This is a genomic window from Streptococcus sp. k-90, assembly GCF_013277565.1.
In the GTDB taxonomy this organism is placed as follows: Bacteria; Bacillota; Bacilli; order Lactobacillales; family Streptococcaceae; genus Streptococcus.
The window spans coordinates 12,420-33,800 of sequence record NZ_VMNE01000019.1; the positions used below are offsets into that span (position 1 = coordinate 12,420).

Below are 21,381 nucleotides of genomic sequence, written 5' to 3' on the forward strand. Positions count from 1 at the left end.
AATAAGTAAGTGCTCCATTCAGTGCAACGTTTCTCCAAAAAGAAAGCAATCCCTTGTGTAGAGATGATACTTCATTAAGAGACACATCTCTTCATTACCTAGATAAGATACTTTTTTGCATAATCATATTCTATAGATGAACAGATTTGCAAACCTAATTAGTTGAAATTATTTCATTTGTTGTACGAACAGGATGAATCTAGATTATCTTCTTATTACTAATCAATATTCTTCGTGATTTCATCTTGGCATATTTTCTATTCATACAGAAATCAAAATTTTGCCTTAAGCAACTTGTATAATAGAAAAAATCTAATTGATTGATTCTAATAAGTTGCATTCTAATTTGATCAACCTTTTCTGGCCAGTTGTTATTGTTACTAATAGAAATCTCATACAGTAGTAACTCGACAAAACCTGTACACAGAAGGGTGTTCTGAGAATATTCGATTTTTTTAAATATCTCTTCAAAGAGTTCACTCTCCGTTAAAAAGGTAGATTGGTTAATCGCATCATACAGCTGAAGAGACATTAGATCAGAATAAGTTAGCTCTGATTTTTGTATTTTATCCTTTAACGTATTGGTCAAATACCTGTCAAACGAATCTTCTTTTTGCCATTTATTTTGATTGAAAAGAAATTCCGTCTTATTAAAAATGAGATGGTTGATATCCATTATAGTCCAAAAAAATATTGTTATAAGCACAATTAGAACAATAGGCATTTTAAAAACAAAGGCTGCTATAATGACTATTTCAAGAATAAAACTCCATATAATTCTAGATTTCAAATCATCAGGCAACAAACTTTTACGATGAAATGAAAAATAGGGCGAGAATCTCACATTAACTTTTTTCCTTTTTATAAAAATAAAGGGAAAAATCGTAATAAGGCCTCTTTTCTTGTATAAATCTTTCAATGTATATACTAGGTCTAAAACTATTTTTGAGAAAATCAAGCTACAGAAAGTAAGACCCATACTGATAACAAAATCAAGGGGAATTTCCAAATTCAATGGCAAGTTATTCACTAAGACATGCAACTCTAACCACAAGCCTAAAAAAGAGAGCATTAGTAAGAAAATAATTAGTTTACGCATCATAATTTTACAGTACCCTTATCTTTTTTTAATTTTGCATAAATCATTATTGCTATGATTAAAAGTAAAAAGACGATATTCATCCAAATAATCAGCTTTTTAAGACAAACAATTGCTTCGATATTGTGTTTTAAAAAGAAGAATCCCTTGTATATTTTCAATTTATATTACTTCTTATTTTTAAATAACTCATACTCTTTTTCTCTAATAAAGGGAAGTGAAAAATTAGAAAAAATTAGTAGAATTGAAAACAGATATTCGTCTTTTTGTATCACTAAAACATAACCTAAAAATATATAGACAATCAAATCTAGTACAAAAAGAGAAAATATCCTCCTTTTCATTACCTTACTTGTCTTAAAAATTCTGTTTAATAGAATCTTTATCGTAGTATCTACACAAATTTTTATCAAAAAGATAAGAGTCAATACACGATTATCAACTGTACCATGAAGAATAAATGGAAATATAGTTAATATAAAACTAGAAATCTCTAAATATTTTATCCAAAGAGATTGAGACATCTTACTTTTAAACTGACTAATTTTCCTATACTCGCTAGCTAGTCTAGTATCAAAATCTTTACCAAGTTTATTAAAGATTAAGAACTCCAGGATAAAAATACTGATTAATACGATATAAGTAGAAACGTTTCCTGGGAAATATTTATTGATTAAAATCGGGAAACTCATTAACAGAATCGAGTTTATCGCCAAACAAATGGACACTATTTTATTCTTCACAGAGTATATAGGTAACGATACTATTGAATAGAGAAATGCTAAAAAAATAAGCAAGAAATACTCTGTGCTACTAATTAGCGGCGCCCTTAATGATAAAAATAGATAGGCACCCCACACGATGATATGCGCTTTACGAATTGACTCTAGATTACTCATCTACCTACTCCTAAATCTATTTTTAGTTCACATTCTCTTTCAAACAAGTCATAAACGTTTCATGATCTTTTCTTCTTTTACATTAGTTAAAGTTGAAGTACATTTTTTGCAAGTGAAAATATAATTATTATTTGGAGATCCAAAATATCTATCCCTCTTCTAGACCTAAACCAAGTCAGATTAAAGATACAAATATAATGGTAGGGCTTTCTTTTACTTTAGACTATCATAAAACAAGGAATCTTTCAACAAAATTCATTGGCAAACTACTATTCTAGAAGATTGACAGCTCAAATCTTTCAGAATAGAACAATTCTATCTATCGAACACCCTAATTTCATAAATATCTATGTAATTCTAGACCTAGAGTTACTATAAAATAAATGTTTTCGCACTATTCTAAACCATTGATTGCCTTAAATTTTAATTTTTAAAGTATTCTAAAGCTAGAATAGTCCCATCACAATCAGTTTTGAATTATTATACTCAATGAAAATCAAAGAGCAAACTAGGAAACTAGCCGCAGGCTGTACTTGAGTACGGCAAGACGACGTTGACGTGGTTTGAATTTGATTTTCGAAGAGTATTAACAATTTAGAAACGCTATGATTCCACTCCTTTTACATTAAAAAGGAACTGCATGAAGCAATCCCTTTCTGATTTTGAAATTATTTACTTAAAATTTGATAGTAGAGATAATCAATAACTCACCTATAAAAAGAGTTATAGTAAAATTCCTTATTTATTGATTTCAAGTTCCGCCAACTGTGTTTGAATAACTGACAGTTCTGCACCAGCCTGCAGAAGAGCTGCTGCAGTATAGGCACCTTCTACAATTGGAACCCTGTTGATGATGATACTCTTATCACTGAAATCAGCCACCATTGCTAAGTTCATTTTAGCAGAACCTAGGTCAAAAAAAGCTAATAAAGTATCTGCTGGATTTTCGGAAACAACCCTATCTACTTGATCAAAACTCGTTCCAATTCCTCCATCTTCGGTTCCTCCTACATAAGTAATCGGAACATCTTTAGCTACTTCACTAATCAGTTCAACGACACCTTGTGCAATGTGTTTGGAATGTGAAACGATAACAAGACCAATACTTCCCATTAAACCACCCCAGTTTCTAAAAGAGCAGTAAAGAGTAATCCTGATGAAAATGATCCAGGATCAATATGTCCAAGAGAACGTTCTCCTACATAAGATGCCCTTCCTTTAGTTGCAAGTAAATCTTTGGTAGCATTCACTACCTTATCAATAACCTCTTGAGTCAATTGGCCAGCAGACAAGGCAGCAATAACAGGAGTCCAAACGTCAACCATTGTCTTTTCTCCAACTTCTGCTTTCCCACGTTTGATAATCATATCCAAACCGCTTTGTAATATTTCCTCTATTTTCGAATTAGAATCAGCCTTGACCATGCCCATAAAAGCAGAGCCATACAAGGGACCAGAAGCACCGCCTACCTTGCTCAGTAGTTGCATTGAGACAAGTTTAAAAACATCACTGCTGGTCTCAAATTGCTTTCCTTCTAAGTTTTCCATAACTGCAGCCATGCCACGCGCCATATTTCCACCGTGGTCTCCATCTCCTATAGGGGTGTCTAGCTCACTAAGGTAATCTTTCTGTTCTTGAATCTTTTCATTAAAAAGCTTCATCCATTCAAGTGTTTGTTCAGCATTCATGCGACATTTCCTCCTTGAGTTTTACCAAGCTGGGGTAGTAACAGGTGCATTTAGAGCATCCAACCACTCATCATCTGCCAATCGAATCAATGTTAATGACAAGCCAGCCATATCGATTGATGTCATATAGTTTCCAATTTTCTTAAATGCCAAGTCAACACCTTTTTCATGGAGTAATTTAGCCACATCATTTGCAAATACGTATTGCTCCATAAGAGGAGTACTTCCTAAACCATTGATGAGAAGGCCATAGCGTTCACCAGCCTTAAGTTGGAAACCTTCAGATAGTTTTTCAACCAATTCTGAGGCCAATTGTGCTGAAGGTTGCATTTTCTCTTTTTTATATCCTGGCTCACCGTGAATACCAACTCCATATTCAAATTCATCTTCTTCTAGAACAAAACCTGGTTTCCCAACCTCAGGAACGGTTGCTCCAGACAAGGCTAGCCCAATTGTTTTAATTTCTAAGACAAGTTTATCGGCCAAGTCCTTCATTTCAACTAATGATTTACCAGAACGAGCCGCATCTCCCAAAATTTTATGGACTAATATAGTACCTGCGACACCTCGACGACCTTGGGTATAGAGACTATTTTCAACCGCAATATCATCATCGACTACAACACTTGCTACATCAATACCTTCCATTTCAGCAAGTTCTTGTGCAATTTCAAAGTTCATGATATCCCCAGAATAATTCTTGATGACCATGAAAACTCCAGCACCTTCATCAGCCGCCTTAATGGCTTCTAAAATTTGGTCCGGAGTAGGTGAAGTGAAGACTGCTCCACAAATGGCAGCAGACAACATTCCATCTCCTACAAATCCAGCATGACTTGGTTCATGTCCTGAACCTCCACCTGAAATGAGACCAACTTTTCCTGTCTTTTCTGCCTTTCTAACGATGACATCGAAACCATCTAAGCGTTCTACCAAGTCATCATGCATGAATGACAATCCCTGCAACATTTCATCAACAACTTGTGTCGGTTCATTTATAATTTTTTTCATGAGAAACTCCTTTCGGCATGTATCTTTGTTTTCGCTTTCATTATATATTTTTTATTGCTGGATGATAAGGGACAGATTCTATTATTTGTCCCCTTTTAAACCCATTTAAAACATTTTTTGGTAAAATGAAGTAAGTAAAAGAAAGGCTTCCTATGGCATCATCACTTATTACAAAAAAACGAATTGCCAAGGCATTTAGAGACCTATTAGCTACTAGAGAATTTGATAAAATCTCTATTGTAGATATCATGGAATCAGCTGGCATTCGTAGACAGACCTTTTATAATCACTTTCTTGACAAGTATGAACTGCTAGACTGGATATTTGAAAATGACTTAACCGAGTATATCACCAATAACTTGGACTTCATTTCAGGTCAAAAACTATTACAAGAATTATTTTTTTATTTCGAACAAGAGCGTGACTTTTATATTCAACTTTTTGATATTCAAGGGCAAAATAACTTCTATGACCAATTTATCAGCTACTGTCGCTTGCTTGTATCAAAAATTTTAAAAGAATACGGTCAGATTGATATCGATTCATCTTCTTATACTTGTTTTTTGTTAGACTATCATTCACATGCTCTAGCAGAAATCGTGAAGGCTTACGTCAATAAAAAAAGTCCAGTTCCACAACCAGACTTTCTAATCATGACAATTATTGGAAAGAGACCACAATGACATTTATTTCAAATCATAAACAAAAAATTATTTCAAGTTACATTTTGGCAACTGTCAGCAGTCATCCTGAATTAGAAAAACACCCTACCTTACCATTAGTCTATCAAAAAAATCGAAATCCTCATCAGGTTCCAATATTGTCGGGTGGAGGTTCAGGTCATGAACCTGCTCATATTGGATATGTGGGAGAAGGAATGCTTACAGCTGCTATCTATGGCCAATTATTTACTCCACCTACAAGAAATGAAATCTTAGAGTCCATTCGTTTTTTAAATAATGGACAAGGTGTCTTCATCATTGTAAAAAATTTCGAAGCAGACATCAAAGAATTTAGCTCGGCCATTAACACTGCTAGAAAAGAAGGAATTAAAGTTGGCTATAGTCTAGCACACGACGATATTTCAATTGAACCTCACAATAGATTTCAAATTAGAGGAAGAGGGCTTGCAGGGACTATTTTACTTCATAAAGTTCTAGGATATGCAGCTCAGAATGGTGCCGACATCGAGCAACTAACTGATTTAGGTCATCAGCTTGCTCCCGAAATCGCAACAATTGGCTTTGCAACGAAATCTGCTAGTCTCCCCCAAGCCACCCTTCCACTATTTAACTTGGAAGAAGGAAATATTTCTTATGGTATTGGGATACATGGCGAAGAAGGCTATCGTATCGTCCCATTCCAATCATCGGAAATCCTTGCAAATGAAATTATAAGCAAATTAAAATTGCACTATCATTGGAAAAAAGGTGATCAATTTATATTGCTTGTAAATAATCTAGGTACTACCAGTAACTTAGAAATGGGCATATTTATCAATGATCTCCTTCAACTCTTAGAAATTGAAGGAGTCACTATTACCTTTATAAAATCAGGAACATTTATGACTAGTTTGGATATGGCAGGTATATCCGTAACTCTTTGCCCCGTAAAAAATAAACAGTGGTTAGAAGCGCTCAATGCTCCAACGACAGCTTTTGCATGGTAATTTGCTTGTATAACTCAAAAGGGCTACATCACTTAATGGCCCTTTGTTTTTATCTTACTTTTAAAAGAACTCATTCTTGCCATTTCAAATAGGCCATCTATCCCTTACAATTCTTCTGATGTGCTTTGATTTTTTTCAGAGCCCAATCATAGTGGCTTGACGTGCTACTAACAAAGTAGGAACCTAGACTTGTCCCACCCGTCCACTTATAGACACCTTTGGTAAAGAGTTCGTCAGTGCTGAAGCCTTCTATCAACTTGAAAACCTTTCTATGTGATTGCGCCAATAGTCTAGTCGCCTCTTCTAAGGAGGTTTTCTGGTGCTTCTTCCAAAAAGCGACATTCATTTGTCCATAAGTTTTCCAATTATAAGGTTCAGGAAGAAAAGGTCTTTCGTGACCTTTTTGATTAGAATGTACCCAAGTCAACAGTAACTGCTGCCATTCATAGAGATGGATCAGAACATCTCTTAGATTTTTATCTCTTTTCCAGTGCGCTTCCTTTTTCTTTTGGTCTTTTGAAAAATCAAATGGAGTCTGTAACTCATCTTCACTTAATTGAGAGATGAAGAGGTTAAGCTTTTCATAATTTTCCTTAGAGGCCAGCATTAGCTCCTCTTTTGTTTTCGGTCTAGGCACAGAGTTCTCCCTTCATATTACTAGTTATTATTAGAAATTTTTTATCCTTTAAATCTCTATAACTTATCCTTTAATTTCTCAACAAAGAGATAGGCTGCTGGACAGGTCAAAGTATTCTTAATCGTCAAATGGTTGATTTGATGGATCTTTTTACGGTCTGTATGGGGAAATTCACGACAGGCCTTGGGACGAACATCATAGATGGAACAGAGATTATCTCCTCCTAGAAAGGGACAAGGCATGGATTTAAAAACCTTATCACCATCTTCATCTACCTGCAGAAACTCCGCTTCAAAAGCTGGTAATTTCATCTTAAAGTACTTAGCAATACGAGTGATATCTGCTTCCTTGAAGTCAGGTCCCAATGTCTTGCAACAGTTGGCACAGGCCGTACAATCAATCTCCGTAAATACTTCTTGGTGAATCTGCTGGGCTATCTTGTCTAGGTTTTTAGGAGGTTTTTTCTTTAGATTGGCTAAAACTTTTCGATGCTCCTTCTGCTTTTGCAAGGCTAGCTGGTGGTAATACTCAATATCAATTTCTTTAGACATAATTTCTCTCTTATTCTATTTGTTTCCCCTTATTATATCATGCCTCTGACTCCTTGAAAAGTGAACTTCATAAGAGCATTACTTTTCCAAAATGCGTCAAAAAACCTTGCAACTAGGTTACAAGGTTAATCACATTAATCGAAGTTAACGTATTCTTTTTGAAGTTCAAGAACTTCTTCCATTGTTGAACACTCTGTAAGGGCACGGTTAGCGTACTCTTCCATCTTAGCAGTGTCCAATTTCTTCATCAAGCTACGTGTACGAAGGACTGATGTTGCTGACATAGAGAACTCATCCAAGCCCATTCCGACAAGAAGGGGGACAGCTTTTTGGTCACCAGCCATCTCACCACACATACCAGCCCATTTACCTTCAGCGTGAGCTGCCTTGATAACGTTGTTGATCAAGCGAAGGATTGATGGGTTATATGGTTGGTAAAGGTATGAAACTTGTTCGTTCATACGGTCTGCTGCCATTGTATATTGGATCAAGTCGTTTGTACCAATTGAGAAGAAGTCAACTTCTTTAGCAAATTGGTCTGCAAGCATCGCTGCTGCCGGGATTTCAATCATGATACCAACTTGGATATCATCCGAAACTGCAACTCCTTCGGCAAGAAGGTTTGCTTTTTCTTCATCAAAGACTGCTTTGGCTGCACGGAATTCTTTCAATAGCGCAACCATTGGGAACATGATACGCAATTGACCATGAACAGAAGCACGAAGAAGAGCGCGAATCTGTGTGCGGAACATTGCATCTCCAGTTTCGGCAATAGAGATACGAAGGGCACGGAATCCAAGGAATGGGTTCATTTCATGTGGCATATCGAAGTAAGGAAGTTCCTTATCTCCACCAATATCCATTGTACGAACAACCACTGGTTTACCATTCATTCCCTCAAGAACAGCCTTGTATGCTTCATACTGCTCATCTTCAGTTGGGAAGTCTTGAGAATCCATGTACAAGAACTCTGTACGGTAAAGTCCAACAGCTTCTGCACCGTTGTTGTTAACACCTTCAACGTCTTTTGGAGTACCGATGTTAGCTGCCAACTCGAAGTGTTTACCGTCAGCAGTCACTGTTTGAGCATCTTTCAAAAGTGCCCATTCAGCTTTTTGTTTAGCATAAGCCTCACCAGCTGCTTTAAATTCTGCCGCTTGTTCATCTGTTGGGTTGATAATCACTTCACCAGTAATTCCGTTAACGGCAAGGATATCGCCGTCTTTCACTACTTCAGTGATGTTATTTGTTCCCAATACAGCTGCAATTTCAAGTGTACGCGCCATGATAGCTGAGTGGCTTGTACGTCCACCGATGTTAGTTACAAAAGCTTTTACAAAGTTTTTGTCCAATTGAGCTGTATCAGATGGTGTCAAGTCATGTGCAATCACGATTACTTCTTCGTTAATAGAAGCTGGGTTTGGCAATTTCTTACCAAGAAGGTTTGCCAATACACGTTTTGTCACGTCGCGGATATCCGCTGCACGTTCTTGCATGTATGGGTTGTCTTCCATACCTTCAAAGATAGTAATGAACATGTCAGTCACTTCTTTAAGACCTGCTTCAGCGTTGACTTTCTTAGCACGGATTGTTTCTTTAATCTGACCGATCAATTCTGGGTCAGAAAGAACCATCAAATGAGCGTCAAAAACTTGAGCCGCTTCCTCACCTAGCGTACCTACAGCTTTCTCGCGGATAAGAGAAAGCTCGTTTTGAGAAGCTTCAAGAGCAACATCCAAACGAGCCTCTTCTGCGTTTGTATCTTCGACTGAAACAGTCTCGAATGACAAATCCGGTTGAACGAGTAGATATGCTTTTGCAACTGCAACACCGTCAGATGCTGCGATTCCTTTAAGCATTTCTGTCATTGTCCTTATGCCAATCCTTCTTTTTCCATTGTTTCTGAGATTGCAGCGATTGCGTCATCTGCATCTGCACCTTCAGCTGAGATCGTTACGTCAGCACCTTGGCCAACACCAAGACTCATAACACCCATGATTGATTTAAGGTTAACTGATTTACCTTTGTACTCAAGAGTGATATCTGAAGCAAATTTGCTAGCAGTTTGTACCAACAATGTTGCTGGACGTGCGTGAATACCTGTTTCTGCCACTACGTGGAAATCTTTAGAAGCCATAGTTTGACTCTCCTTTTGTTCTTTCTTTTTTGAGTTATATTTGATAACCCTTACAATTTGGTATTATATCATCTTCTAGGATTTTTTTCAAGTATTTTATGGGATTTATTCGATTTCCTTTTCAGATAACTTGCAGAAAATCTTCTATCTTATGTAACAAAACACAGGATATAGTTTCTTTAAAAACGATTTATAGGATAATCATTGCTGTTTTATAAAACAAACACTACATATTGTGTTTTGTGAGCTTGACTAGAAAAACAGACCACTATATTTAGTTTTAAATCATTGACAAAAATTTATTTTCTGATATACTAGGATAGAACTAAATTTTAAAGAGGAGTTACACAATGGTAACCGTTTATTCTAAAAACAACTGTGTTCAATGTAAGATGACCAAGCGTTTCTTGGACAGTAATAATGTCGCTTATCGTGAAATCAATCTTGATGAGCAACCTGAGTACATCGATCAGGTTAAAGAGCTCGGTTTCAGCGCAGCTCCTGTTATCCAAACACCAACTGAAGTCTTTTCAGGTTTCCAACCAGGAAAACTGAAACAATTAGCATAATCTTAGTACATCATCCAGAAGAAACTGCTTCTAGGGCTAACTTAGAAGCCTTTCTTTTGTAATTAGATAAGGGAAATTTTATGGGATTAAAACATCTTGAGGACGTGACTTACTTCCGTCTCAATAACGAAATCAACCGTCCTGTCAATGGGCAAATCATGCTTCATAAAGATAAGGAAGCCTTGGATGCTTTCTTTAAAGAAAATGTAGTTCCAAACACTATGGTTTTTGATTCAATCAAAGATAAAATCAACTACCTCATTGACCACAACTACATCGAAACAGCTTTTATCAAGAAATACCGTCCAGAATTCTTGGAAGAATTGTCTCAATTTATTAAAGAACAAAACTTCCAATTCAAGTCGTTCATGGCTGCCTATAAATTTTACAATCAATACGCCTTAAAGACTAACGATGGGGAATATTATCTTGAAAGTATGGAAGACCGTGTCTTCTTTAACGCTCTTTATTTCGCTGATGGCAATGAGGCTGTTGCAATCGATATTGCAAATGAAATCATCCACCAACGCTACCAACCTGCTACTCCTTCTTTCTTGAATGCTGGACGTGCTCGTCGTGGAGAATTGGTATCTTGCTTCTTGATCCAAGTCACTGATGATATGAACTCTATCGGACGTTCTATCAACTCTGCCCTTCAACTTTCTCGTATCGGTGGTGGAGTGGGTATTACCCTCAGCAACCTTCGTGAAGCTGGAGCTCCTATTAAAGGATATGAAGGAGCAGCCTCTGGTGTCGTACCAGTCATGAAACTCTTCGAAGATAGTTTCTCTTACTCTAACCAATTGGGTCAACGTCAAGGTGCTGGGGTTGTTTACCTCAATGTCTTTCACCCAGATATCATCGCCTTCCTTTCAACTAAGAAAGAAAACGCCGATGAAAAAGTTCGTGTAAAGACTCTTTCACTTGGTGTCGTGGTACCAGATAAATTCTACGAATTGGCGCGTAAAAATGAAGAAATGTACCTCTTCAGCCCTTACTCTGTAGAAAAAGAATACGGTGTGCCATTCAACTACATCGACATCACTGAAAAATACGATGAATTGGTCTCAAATCCAAACATCCGTAAGACAAAAATCAAGGCGCGTGATTTGGAAACTGAAATTTCTAAATTGCAACAAGAATCTGGCTACCCTTATGTGGTCAACATTGATACGGCTAACCGTGCAAATCCTGTTGATGGTAAGATTATCATGAGTAACTTGTGTTCTGAGATTCTTCAAGTCCAAGAACCAAGCTTGATCAACGATGCTCAAGAATTCCTTCAAATGGGAACAGACATTTCATGTAACCTTGGTTCAACCAACGTGGTCAATATGATGACTTCACCTGACTTTGGTCGCTCTATTCGTGCTATGGTTCGTGCTTTGACCTTTGTTACTGATAGTTCTCATATCGTAGCTGTGCCTACGATTGACCACGGAAATAGCCAAGCCCACACCTTTGGACTCGGTGCCATGGGACTTCACAGCTACCTTGCCCAACAACTGATTGAGTATGGGTCACCTGAGTCTGTTGAATTTACAAGCATCTACTTTATGCTTATGAACTACTGGACCTTGGTTGAGTCAAACAATATCGCGCGTGAACGCGGTATTACCTTCCATAATTTTGAAAAATCAAACTATGCTAAGGGAAGCTACTTCGACAAGTATGTAACTGGCGAATTCCTTCCAAAATCAGACCGTGTTAAAGAACTTTTCAAAGATGTCTTTATTCCAAGTGCTTCTGATTGGGCTGAACTTCGCGACAAGGTTCAAGCAGATGGACTTTACCACCAAAACCGTCTAGCTGTTGCCCCAAATGGTTCAATCAGTTACATCAATGACGTCTCTGCTTCTATCCACCCGATTACACAACGTATCGAAGAGCGTCAAGAAAAGAAAATCGGGAAAATCTACTACCCTGCTGCTGGCTTGTCAACAGAAACCATTCCTTACTACACTTCTGCTTACGACATGGATATGCGTAAGGTGATTGATGTCTATGCTGCTGCAACTGAGCACGTGGACCAAGGACTTTCACTTACTCTCTTCATGCGTAGTGATATTCCAAAAGGTCTTTACGAATGGAAGAAAGAAAACAAACAAACGACACGTGACTTGTCTATCCTTCGTAACTATGCCTTTAACAAGGGTATCAAGTCTATCTACTACGTCCGTACCTTTACAGATGATGGTGGAGAAGTCGGCGCTAACCAATGTGAAAGCTGTGTGATTTAATTTTTATTCTAAATTGTTCAAATTTATAGCTTAACTTTTCAAATTAGGAGAAGTATATGTTTGGATTCAATAAATCAAAAAGAGAAAATGATAGATTGAGATTTGAAAACTCTGTTTTAAAGGAGTTACATTCACAAGATAAAAAGAGAATATCCTATCTTAAAAAAGAAAAAGAAACTTTAGAAAACGAAACTAATACAATCGCTTCTGATGCACTACGAAAAGGTAGTTCAGTATCAGGAAAGTATTTGTCTCAAAAAAGAATTCAAAAAAACGAGAGATTATAAACATGGAAACTTACTACAAAGCCATTAACTGGAATGCCATCGAAGATGTCATCGACAAATCAACTTGGGAGAAACTGACGGAGCAATTCTGGCTCGATACACGTATTCCCTTGTCTAACGACTTGGATGACTGGAGAAAGCTATCAAGTGTAGAAAAAGACTTAGTTGGAAAAGTCTTTGGTGGTTTAACCCTTCTCGACACTATGCAATCTGAAACTGGGGTTCAAGCCCTTCGCGCGGACATCCGTACACCACATGAGGAAGCTGTTTTCAATAACATCCAATTTATGGAATCTGTCCACGCTAAATCTTACTCATCAATCTTCTCTACCTTGAATACTAAGGCTGAGATTGAAGAAATTTTCGAATGGACCAATACCAATCCTTACCTACAAAAGAAGGCTGAGATTGTCAACGAAATCTACCTAAACGGTAGCCCACTTGAAAAGAAAGTTGCCAGTGTCTTCCTCGAAACCTTCCTCTTCTACTCTGGTTTCTTCACGCCGCTCTACTATCTTGGTAACAACAAACTAGCCAACGTTGCGGAAATCATTAAATTGATTATTCGTGATGAATCTGTTCACGGAACCTACATTGGTTACAAATTCCAACTTGGTTTCAATGAATTACCTGAAGAAGAGCAAGAAAAACTCAAAGAATGGATGTACGACCTGCTCTACACTCTCTACGAGAACGAAGAAGGTTATACAGAGAGCCTCTATGACGGTGTTGGTTGGACGGAAGAAGTCAAAACCTTCCTTCGCTACAATGCTAACAAGGCACTCATGAACCTGGGACAAGATCCACTCTTCCCAGATTCAGCTGATGATGTCAACCCAATCGTTATGAACGGTATTTCAACAGGAACTTCCAACCACGACTTCTTCTCTCAAGTCGGAAATGGTTACCTCCTGGGCGAAGTTGAAGCCATGCAAGACGATGACTACAACTACGGTTTGGACTAATTCAATTATCCCAGAACTGAGAGCCAAAAACATCATGGTTTGTTTAAAACAACCATGATGTTTTTGTTTTTGTTTTCTTTTGTTTTTTAAATTGATTGATTGAACACTTTATGATAAAATAGTAATAGAAATAGAGGTGATAACGATGTTAAAGCAGGAAAAACTAGATAATATTCTAGAAACAGTAAATACAAAGGGAACTATTACTGTAAAAGAAATTATGACTCGCTTGGATGTATCAGATATGACTGCTAGACGCTACTTACAAGAGTTAGCTGACAAAGATTTACTTGTTCGTGTGCACGGTGGAGCTGAAAAAATTCGCACAGGCTCCATTTTAAACAATGAACGTTCCAATATTGAAAAACAAAGTTTACAAATCGCAGAAAAACAAGAAATCAGCCGTTTTGCAGGTCATTTAATTGATGAGGGGGAAACTATTTTTATCGGCCCAGGTACAACCTTGGAATCTTTTGCCCGCGAACTTCCAATCGATAATATTCGTGTTGTAACAAACAGTTTACCAGTCTTTCTCATCTTAAACGAACGAAAACTAACAGATTTGATTTTAATCGGTGGAAACTATCGCTCTATCACTGGAGCATTTGTGGGAACACTAACCTTGCAAAACTTAGCCAATCTCCAATTTTCTAAAGCTTTCGTAAGCTGTAATGGTATTCAGGACAATGCGATTGCGACCTTTAGTGAAGAGGAAGGGGAATCTCAACGCATCGCCCTCAACAATTCCAATAAAAAATACTTACTAGCTGATAATAGTAAGTTCAATAAATTTGATTTCTATACCTTCTACAATATCTCTGATATTGATACCATCGTTTCAGATTCTAAACTGAGCAAAGAAACCTTCGAACAACTTTCAAAACAAACAAAAATTATTCTTTCTAAACCATAAAACTGAGGATTGATAAAATATAAAATGCGTTACATCAAGAAAATAAGAATCTTGATGTGACGCATTTTTGGATGAAGATTTTTACAAAGAATTTCCTAGATTATTTATGATTGTTGAAACGGCATAAAATCTGAATCAAAGGAGATATTATCCCATTCTTCAGGATTGATAAAATTTAAAAAGATATTTTTAAATTCTTCCAGCTCATAGTCTGAATGGCAAATCCATTCTTTACCGGTAGAGACATACCATTTCCCAAGTTTTTTCAGCTCCTCATTAGTCAAACACGGTATTTGAGAACATTTTTCGAAATTTATAATATAAACTTTTTCATAAATAGATTGGATAAAATCTTTGAACATATTTTTGCCTCACTAGAATTCTATATCTAATTACTCATTCTACTACTCAATCACTTGAGTTTTCGCTACTTTCTTGTACCAATGAGCTGATTTCTTCGGATAACGTTCTTGAGTTTCAAAGTCTACATAGAAGAGACCGTAACGTTTTTCATAACCGTTTGACCATGAGAAGACATCCATCAACGACCAAATGAAGTAACCTTTTACATTAGCACCATCTGCAATCGCATCAGACAGAACTTCCAAGTGTTGCTTCACGTAATCAATACGACCATCATCGTAAACAGTGTTATCAACAAACTCATCTTTATATCCAAGACCATTTTCGGTGATGTAGATTTTCTTATAGTTCGGATAATCTTTCTTCACGCGCATGATTTGGTCATACAAACCTTGAGGGTAGATAATCCAATCCCAATCAGTACGTGGTACATAATCCGGAGCTACACGACGACCAACACCTTTGATTTGATATTTAGAGCTTCCTTTCTCACCCTTACCATTATGGATAATTTCAGTTTCTCCATCAAATGCTTCCATCCAGTCACTCATATAGTAGTTGATTCCTAGGAAATCATTCAAGTCTTTTGCGGCTTCTAATACTTCGAAATCTTCTTCACGAAGATCTAAGCTACCACCATTGACTGATAAGATATGGTTGATACCTTCCATCGTTTCAGCTGAATAGCGACCTAGATAAGTTGCATCCAATATAAATTTATTGTGAATAATATCTTCCAACTCAGCTGCACGAACATCTGCTGGATTTTTAGGATCTAAAGGATACTTGGTTGGCAGTGCGTGAACAACACCAATTTCGCCTTTATAACCTTTATCTTTATATAGCTTGACTGCACGCGCATGAGACACCATCATATTGTGGTGTGATTGGAAGACTTTGGTAAGGTCGTACTGAATACCTGGAGGGAATTTCCCAACCAAGTATTGACCATCACCGATTGGTCCGATTTCATTGAAGGTTGTCCAATAGTTTACTTCTGGAAATTCTTCAAAACAGAAGGCAGCGTAGTCTACAAAGTGTTCGATATTTTCACGGTTTAAGAAGTCTCCATTTGAGTGGAGAGCTTCTGGCGTGTCAAAGTGGTGAAGAGTTACGAAGGGCTCAACGTGACGTTTGTGGCACTCCGCAAATAGATTATGATAAAACTCAACACCTTTCTGATTTACTTGACCGTAACCGGTTGGGAAAATACGTGACCAAGCAATAGAAATTCGAATACCATTGACACCATACTCTTCTGCTAGCTTGAGGTCAACTGGATATCGATTGTAAAAATCACTAGCTGGTTCGGCAGTGTACCAGTAGTTATCTTCAAGATATTTATCCCAAGCAACTGGTCCTTTTCCATCAGTATGCGTAGCGCCTTCTGCTTGATAGGCAGCTGTTGCGCCACCGAAAATAAAGTCTTTTGGAAGTGTTTTTGTCATTTTTTCACCTATTTCTTGATTTAAAAAAAATAAAAGTGAGAGGAGAGGAGTCAGTGAGCCATCCTTCTCCATCTCACTTCTTGTAGCAAGTCACTGAATTGTGACATGAGGAGGTAAAAACGATATCTTTTTACCGACGAATTAATAAGGCGATTAGGAAATTAGCCATAGCGATTTCCGTAACGAGAGGAAACTATTTCAGAGTCCCTATTATTAATCGAATTGTGACATGAGGAGGTAAAAACGATATCTTTTTACCGACGAATTAACAAGGCGATTAGGAAATTAGCCATAGCGATTTCCGTAACGAGAGGAAACTATTTCAGAGTCCCTAGCCTTAATCGAATTGCGCTTGTACGAATGCAAGAGCACCTTTTCCATCACGGGTTAACTTGATGTATTGAGCGCCTTCTGTCTTGGCAAGTTTAATACCGAGTTTATCTGTTTCTGCTTTCATATCTTCAAAGTTTGAAGCAACTTGAGGGGCAAGGATAACCAAATCAAACTCTGGCAACATTTCACGGTGAGCACCATAACCACCTGCTGCTGCTTTCACAGGAACATTGTATTCTGCAGCTGCCTTGTTCAAAGCATTTGCAAGAAGTCCACTTGTACCTCCACCTGCACAGAGAACGAGGACATTTGTTTCTTCAGTGATGGTATTTTGTGTTGCTTCTACACCCGCTTTTTCAAGAATAGCATCTGCTTTTGCAGTGTTGAAGTTTGCAGCAACTTTTTCTTTCAATTCATCATTAGACTTACCTGAACGTTCTTCTTCAAGAATTTGTTCATCATAGACCTTAAGGAATGGATAGTAAATGACTACGTCAACCACGATTAGAAGGGCAGCAAGAATAAATGATAGAACTTGGAAGTTAGTTCCAAGAACTAGACCTAGTGGAGCTGGAGTTGTCCATGGTAGGTTAGCAGTGAATGAGTTCATTCCAAGAGTTTCAATAAAGAACTTAAAGATCCAAACGTTCGTGATTGGAGCAAAGATAAATGGAATGAAGAAGATTGGGTTTAACACAAGTGGTGCACCAAACAAGATTGGTTCATTTACACCGAAGAAGGTAGGAACTACTGAAGCACGTCCGATGGCACGGTTACGTTTTGATTTCGTTAACCACATGAACATGAATGGAACAACCAGTGTCGCACCAGTACCACCCATGGTAACGATAAACATTTGTGTACCAGAAGTAAGGATCTTGTCAGCGTGCATCCCTTGTTGGAGAAGGTTCAAGTTGACTTCGGCATTTGCATAGGTAATAGCTGCGATTGCTGGTTCAACAATAGATGGACCATGAATCCCAACAAACCAGAAGAAGGCAAAAGCACCAAAGATAATGGTAATACCAAGATAACCATCAGCAGCAGAGAAGAGTGGTGCAAAGAATTTACCGATTGATTCAGCTACACTTGCACCAACAAAATGACGAGCTAGTAAATCAAGAGCATAAAGTGAAACAACTGAGAGAGTGAATGGAATCACATCTTTAAAGACTTGTGAGATATTTGGTGGAACTTCGTCAGGCATACGAATAGTGACGTTGTTCTTAACACAAACCTTATAGATGGCTACAGTAACAAAGGCAGCAAGGAAGGCTGAAAGCAAACCTTTTGTCCCCAAGAATCCAGTAGCTAGACCATTTTCGATAGGGTCAGCTGCCAACATCAACAAACCAACAATTGCTGCCAATAATGTTGACATATAGTTGATTTGATTTGTCTTCTCCATGCTACGGTTTACTGAGTCGGTCAATGACTTAGCTGTTGTACCAGCTACCAACAAAGCCAAGATACCCATTGAATAGCTGTAAGGTTTCATCAGAAAAGCTACAACTTCATCAGACCATTTAAAGCCCCATGAGTTTGGTACAAAAGCAATCAAGATAAAGATACTTGAGAAGAGAATAACAGGCATTCCTGCGATAAATCCATCACGAATAGCACGAAGATAGATATTTCGAGATAGTTTTTCAAAGAAAGGCTTTCCTTTCTCGATATAGGCAATTAACTTATTCATTATTTAGCTCCTCTTTTATAAAGTTCAATTAAATGATGCATCAAATCTTTTAGCAAGATTGTTGTCATCAGGTGATCTTGGCCATGCATCATGGTTACACTATATGCTAAATCCTCGCCAGCTGCTTCCTTAGTCAATAGACTTGTTTGCGCGTGGTGAGCTTCAGCAATGCAAGCACCAGCTTCCTCGACTAAGCTATCTGCTTTCGCAAAATCGCCAGCTTCAGCAGCTTTCAAGGCTTCCAATAGTTTTGAACGAGCATCGCCAGCATAGGCTACGATTTCAAAACCTAACAATGTTACTTCTTCTCTATTCATGATAGAATTCTCCTTATATAGTTTTAAATAAATTTTTATGACAATAAACGTTGGATATGTAGAACTAGATAAACTCGTTCACTTTTATACAAATCAAGACCCGTATGTTGCGTAATCACATCATAGATCTTGGAACCAATCTCGAAGGCTTTTGGATAGGATTGTTTAATATGATCTTCCATATCCAGAAGTGATTGGTTATCATCTCTAGATCTGTCTAGATAATCCAAGAAATAATTCAAATGGATCATAAAGCGATCATAGAAATGGTTATTCTCTTTGGTTCGTTGAATTGCATATTCCGTTAAAACTTCTTCAACATTCCTGAGAATTTCTTTCCTTTTATCAATCGATTCAACCATTTGAACTTCATTCTCACCCTCAGCATTGATGAAATGATAAGCAATCCGAATAATTTCGTCCTCAGGAAAATGATCTGCTAGCTTCTGACGATAAATTTCAAAAGCCTCATTTGCAATTTGAAAAGCGACAGGATACTTAGTGGAAATATCTGGCAGATTACTATCCTTGTACCTTCCTTGCGCTAGAGCTTGGTAAGAACAGTAAATATGATCTGTCAAGGTTACGTAGAGATACTCTTGAATCGGATAATGATATTTCTTTGATAGTTTATCAATGATTTCATAAGTCACTGTGATAAAATCAAGCGGAACATCTTTGAGGAGAGCCATAAAGTTTTCTCTGGACTCTTCGGTCTTCATCCGAAAGATTTTCTCAACCTGATTTTCAGCAATCAAATCTCCCTTCTTCTTTCCAAATGCAATCCCCTTACCAATTACAATCACTTCTTCTCCTTTATCATTTCTGACAAGCGAGACATTGTGATTTATTGGATTTAGAATTCGATACATGTCAACCTCCTTTTATATTTTAAAGGTATATGAGTATAAAAAATGACCACAAATGAACTAGAAAATCATCCGATTTCTAATTCACCTGTGATCATGCCTAATATTACTTAGTAACACTCACCTTGTATTAACTTGTAACTGTATTCTATCATAATGCTGATAATTTGTAAACCCTTACGAAGAACTTTTTTATTTTTTTGAGTATTCTTTTATCAAAAAATAAAATCATAAACAAAATTAAGAAAACAAGTGTTTATAATTCAGAAAATTTCATCTCAATTTAAAAACAAGTGTACTAATAACTCTATATTTTTTTGAAAGCCCCAAACCAAAATCCATTATTCCTAATAAACAACTCATCACCAAAAGCTCTAGTATGTTTTGAACCGATTTCTAATTTTACAAGACGCATAGGAGCCAATAATTCAATTAACTCACTTTCTGTATAAACTCTTTCTAACATTGAATCTAGTTTTCTACGTATATAACCTTTTTCTAGTAAAGAATTATCAGGAATTGCGTCTCGGAAAATTCCATCTTTCCGTGGACAATAAAAATAATACATTCCTCCTGTTTTCAACATCCTTTTTACCTCTGAAAAATAGTTCTGTCTATCTTTTTCATCCACTATAAATGTAATCGCAGACATTATATCAAATATAGAATCGAAATGGTTGTCAGGAAAATCTAAACCTTTACCTACATCTGTCTGTGTTATATGACAATTAAATTGTGGAAATGACTTAGTCAATAATTGTTTTGCACTATCAGCGGCCTCCTTTGTTAAATCTACACCACAATAAGTATCAGCATAATGATTTTCAATTAAATAGTAAAGATTCCTTCCAAAACCACAACCAACTTCTAATACCCTGCACTCATCGTTTTGAGTAACGATTTGATTTCTCAAAGAAAAAATCTTTTGAACTGCATCATTAGGAACTAAGCGTGTCTCTGTTTTTGATGATTGGGCATGTAATTCTTCCCATTTCTTGTGATTATCTTCATTTAAAACAAATGTATCCATTGAACTCTCCATATCTCATTATCGTTTCTACATGATGAAATCCAGTACTCTTTAACATTTCTTTATTTTCAGCATGAGTGTGGTTAATCATAACTCCCTCCAAGCTCAATTGCTTAGATAGAATTTCTTCTGGACTAAATCCATGTTCTTGCTTGAATTTAATATAATTGGAAACTATCAACTTATTTACCTTCGGATCTGTCATGATTTCTTTCTCAAATAGAATAAACGCTCCACCTTCAACTAAAGATTCATATATTTTTGATAAAATCTTTATTCTCTTGTCTGGAAGAATAAACTGAAGGAAATAATAGCTAATAATTAAATCGCTGGGTTCTAACCTAGCTTCCTCCACGGAGCTTGTTATGAATTCAAGCTCAGGAAATTTCGATTGTGCTACCTGATTCATTTCTGGAATCTCTTCTATCCCGATAAAACGAACTTCTTTTTTAGACTTGTGACGCTGGTATAATTTACCAATCAGATTACCCGTTGCGGAGCCTAGCTCATAACATAAGGAATGGTCAGATGACAAACAAGGTCATGTCCTTCATCATATAAAGGAATGGATTGTCTAACATGCTCATCAAAATATTGAGCTACACCATTACCAAAACTCCATTGTGTTCCATTTTAAATAACAATATCATTTCCAACTTC

The 21,381-nt window shown here is 36.9% G+C and carries 23 protein-coding genes; 7 read left to right on the top strand and 16 right to left on the bottom strand.

From position 1 onward, the window contains the following. Nucleotides 1–199 precede the first annotated feature (199 nt). The 5 genes from HT734_RS06210 to dhaK form a co-directional block, all read right to left on the bottom strand. On the bottom strand, nucleotides 200–1,102 hold the full coding sequence (locus HT734_RS06210; RefSeq protein ID WP_173277764.1) for a hypothetical protein: 903 nt from the start codon (nucleotides 1,100–1,102) through the stop codon (nucleotides 200–202). Between the two features lie 164 nt (nucleotides 1,103–1,266). Next, nucleotides 1,267–1,998, bottom strand: a complete 732-nt coding sequence (locus HT734_RS06215; protein ID WP_173277762.1) for a hypothetical protein — start codon at nucleotides 1,996–1,998, stop codon at nucleotides 1,267–1,269. Nucleotides 1,999–2,736: 738 nt separating this feature from the next. Then, nucleotides 2,737–3,111: a dihydroxyacetone kinase phosphoryl donor subunit DhaM gene (gene dhaM, locus HT734_RS06220; protein ID WP_173277760.1), complete on the bottom strand. Its 375-nt coding sequence runs from the start codon at nucleotides 3,109–3,111 to the stop codon at nucleotides 2,737–2,739. Continuing rightward, entirely contained in the window at nucleotides 3,111–3,686 is a 576-nt protein-coding gene (gene dhaL, locus HT734_RS06225; RefSeq protein ID WP_173277759.1) for a dihydroxyacetone kinase subunit DhaL, read from the bottom strand. The genes dhaM and dhaL overlap by 1 nt, the downstream gene beginning before the upstream one ends. Before the next feature lie 21 nt (nucleotides 3,687–3,707). Beyond that, complete coding sequence (dhaK, locus tag HT734_RS06230) at nucleotides 3,708–4,697, bottom strand: dihydroxyacetone kinase subunit DhaK (RefSeq protein ID WP_153197029.1); 990 nt, start codon at nucleotides 4,695–4,697, stop codon at nucleotides 3,708–3,710. Between the two features lie 152 nt (nucleotides 4,698–4,849). On the opposite strand from dhaK, the gene dhaS reads away from it, so the two are divergent. Further along, nucleotides 4,850–5,380 (top strand): dihydroxyacetone kinase transcriptional activator DhaS, encoded by a 531-nt coding sequence (dhaS, locus tag HT734_RS06235; protein WP_049531345.1) that lies wholly within the window; start codon nucleotides 4,850–4,852, stop codon nucleotides 5,378–5,380. Continuing rightward, nucleotides 5,377–6,366, top strand: coding sequence for a DhaKLM operon coactivator DhaQ (dhaQ, locus tag HT734_RS06240; RefSeq protein WP_173277757.1), 990 nt, complete (start codon nucleotides 5,377–5,379; stop codon nucleotides 6,364–6,366). Before dhaS ends, dhaQ begins: the two co-directional genes overlap by 4 nt. 97 nt (nucleotides 6,367–6,463) lie before the next feature. Here dhaQ and HT734_RS06245 read toward each other — a convergent pair whose 3' ends face one another. The 4 genes from HT734_RS06245 to HT734_RS06260 all read right to left on the bottom strand — a co-directional run bounded on the left by HT734_RS06245 (nucleotide 6,464) and on the right by HT734_RS06260 (nucleotide 9,691). Continuing rightward, nucleotides 6,464–7,003, bottom strand: coding sequence for a ClbS/DfsB family four-helix bundle protein (locus HT734_RS06245; protein WP_173277755.1), 540 nt, complete (start codon nucleotides 7,001–7,003; stop codon nucleotides 6,464–6,466). Nucleotides 7,004–7,059: 56 nt separating this feature from the next. Further along, on the bottom strand, nucleotides 7,060–7,554 hold the full coding sequence (locus HT734_RS06250) for a YkgJ family cysteine cluster protein (protein WP_020903329.1): 495 nt from the start codon (nucleotides 7,552–7,554) through the stop codon (nucleotides 7,060–7,062). Nucleotides 7,555–7,688: 134 nt separating this feature from the next. Further along, nucleotides 7,689–9,422, bottom strand: coding sequence for a phosphoenolpyruvate--protein phosphotransferase (gene ptsP, locus HT734_RS06255; RefSeq protein ID WP_173277753.1), 1,734 nt, complete (start codon nucleotides 9,420–9,422; stop codon nucleotides 7,689–7,691). Nucleotides 9,423–9,427: 5 nt separating this feature from the next. Next, nucleotides 9,428–9,691, bottom strand: a complete 264-nt coding sequence (locus tag HT734_RS06260; protein WP_000146947.1) for a phosphocarrier protein HPr — start codon at nucleotides 9,689–9,691, stop codon at nucleotides 9,428–9,430. 350 nt (nucleotides 9,692–10,041) lie between these two features. Between HT734_RS06260 and nrdH the strand changes: the two genes are divergently transcribed. The 5 genes from nrdH to HT734_RS06285 all read left to right on the top strand — a co-directional run bounded on the left by nrdH (nucleotide 10,042) and on the right by HT734_RS06285 (nucleotide 14,665). Continuing rightward, a complete protein-coding gene (gene nrdH, locus HT734_RS06265; protein WP_000259240.1) occupies nucleotides 10,042–10,260 on the top strand; it encodes a glutaredoxin-like protein NrdH in 219 nt (72 codons plus the stop codon). An 80-nt stretch (nucleotides 10,261–10,340) separates the two neighbouring features. After that, nucleotides 10,341–12,500 (top strand): class 1b ribonucleoside-diphosphate reductase subunit alpha, encoded by a 2,160-nt coding sequence (gene nrdE / locus HT734_RS06270; protein ID WP_173277751.1) that lies wholly within the window; start codon nucleotides 10,341–10,343, stop codon nucleotides 12,498–12,500. Nucleotides 12,501–12,556: 56 nt separating this feature from the next. Continuing rightward, entirely contained in the window at nucleotides 12,557–12,787 is a 231-nt protein-coding gene (locus tag HT734_RS06275; RefSeq protein ID WP_173277750.1) for a hypothetical protein, read from the top strand. Nucleotides 12,788–12,789: 2 nt separating this feature from the next. Then, nucleotides 12,790–13,752 carry a class 1b ribonucleoside-diphosphate reductase subunit beta gene (gene nrdF / locus HT734_RS06280; RefSeq protein ID WP_000451389.1) on the top strand — a complete coding sequence of 321 codons (963 nt, stop codon included), beginning with the start codon at nucleotides 12,790–12,792 and terminating at the stop codon, nucleotides 13,750–13,752. 145 nt (nucleotides 13,753–13,897) lie between these two features. Continuing rightward, nucleotides 13,898–14,665, top strand: coding sequence for a DeoR/GlpR family DNA-binding transcription regulator (locus HT734_RS06285; protein WP_000917575.1), 768 nt, complete (start codon nucleotides 13,898–13,900; stop codon nucleotides 14,663–14,665). Between the two features lie 104 nt (nucleotides 14,666–14,769). Here the strand turns inward: HT734_RS06285 and HT734_RS06290 are convergent, their stop codons facing one another. The 7 genes from HT734_RS06290 to HT734_RS06320 form a co-directional block, all read right to left on the bottom strand. Further along, a complete protein-coding gene (locus HT734_RS06290) occupies nucleotides 14,770–15,027 on the bottom strand; it encodes a DUF3884 family protein (protein WP_000471582.1) in 258 nt (85 codons plus the stop codon). Nucleotides 15,028–15,069: 42 nt separating this feature from the next. After that, nucleotides 15,070–16,476: a 6-phospho-beta-galactosidase gene (gene lacG, locus HT734_RS06295; protein ID WP_173277748.1), complete on the bottom strand. Its 1,407-nt coding sequence runs from the start codon at nucleotides 16,474–16,476 to the stop codon at nucleotides 15,070–15,072. A gap of 337 nt (nucleotides 16,477–16,813) precedes the next feature. After that, nucleotides 16,814–18,505 (bottom strand): lactose-specific PTS transporter subunit EIIC, encoded by a 1,692-nt coding sequence (locus HT734_RS06300; protein WP_173277746.1) that lies wholly within the window; start codon nucleotides 18,503–18,505, stop codon nucleotides 16,814–16,816. Next, complete coding sequence (locus HT734_RS06305; RefSeq protein ID WP_049548115.1) at nucleotides 18,505–18,822, bottom strand: PTS lactose/cellobiose transporter subunit IIA; 318 nt, start codon at nucleotides 18,820–18,822, stop codon at nucleotides 18,505–18,507. The genes HT734_RS06300 and HT734_RS06305 overlap by 1 nt, the downstream gene beginning before the upstream one ends. Nucleotides 18,823–18,857: 35 nt before the next feature. Continuing rightward, nucleotides 18,858–19,694 carry a transcription antiterminator gene (locus HT734_RS06310; RefSeq protein ID WP_173277745.1) on the bottom strand — a complete coding sequence of 279 codons (837 nt, stop codon included), beginning with the start codon at nucleotides 19,692–19,694 and terminating at the stop codon, nucleotides 18,858–18,860. Between the two features lie 304 nt (nucleotides 19,695–19,998). Continuing rightward, nucleotides 19,999–20,721, bottom strand: coding sequence for a class I SAM-dependent methyltransferase (locus HT734_RS06315; protein WP_000379363.1), 723 nt, complete (start codon nucleotides 20,719–20,721; stop codon nucleotides 19,999–20,001). Continuing rightward, entirely contained in the window at nucleotides 20,699–21,256 is a 558-nt protein-coding gene (locus HT734_RS06320; RefSeq protein WP_240151635.1) for a methyltransferase domain-containing protein, read from the bottom strand. The genes HT734_RS06315 and HT734_RS06320 overlap by 23 nt, the downstream gene beginning before the upstream one ends. Nucleotides 21,257–21,381 lie beyond the last annotated feature (125 nt).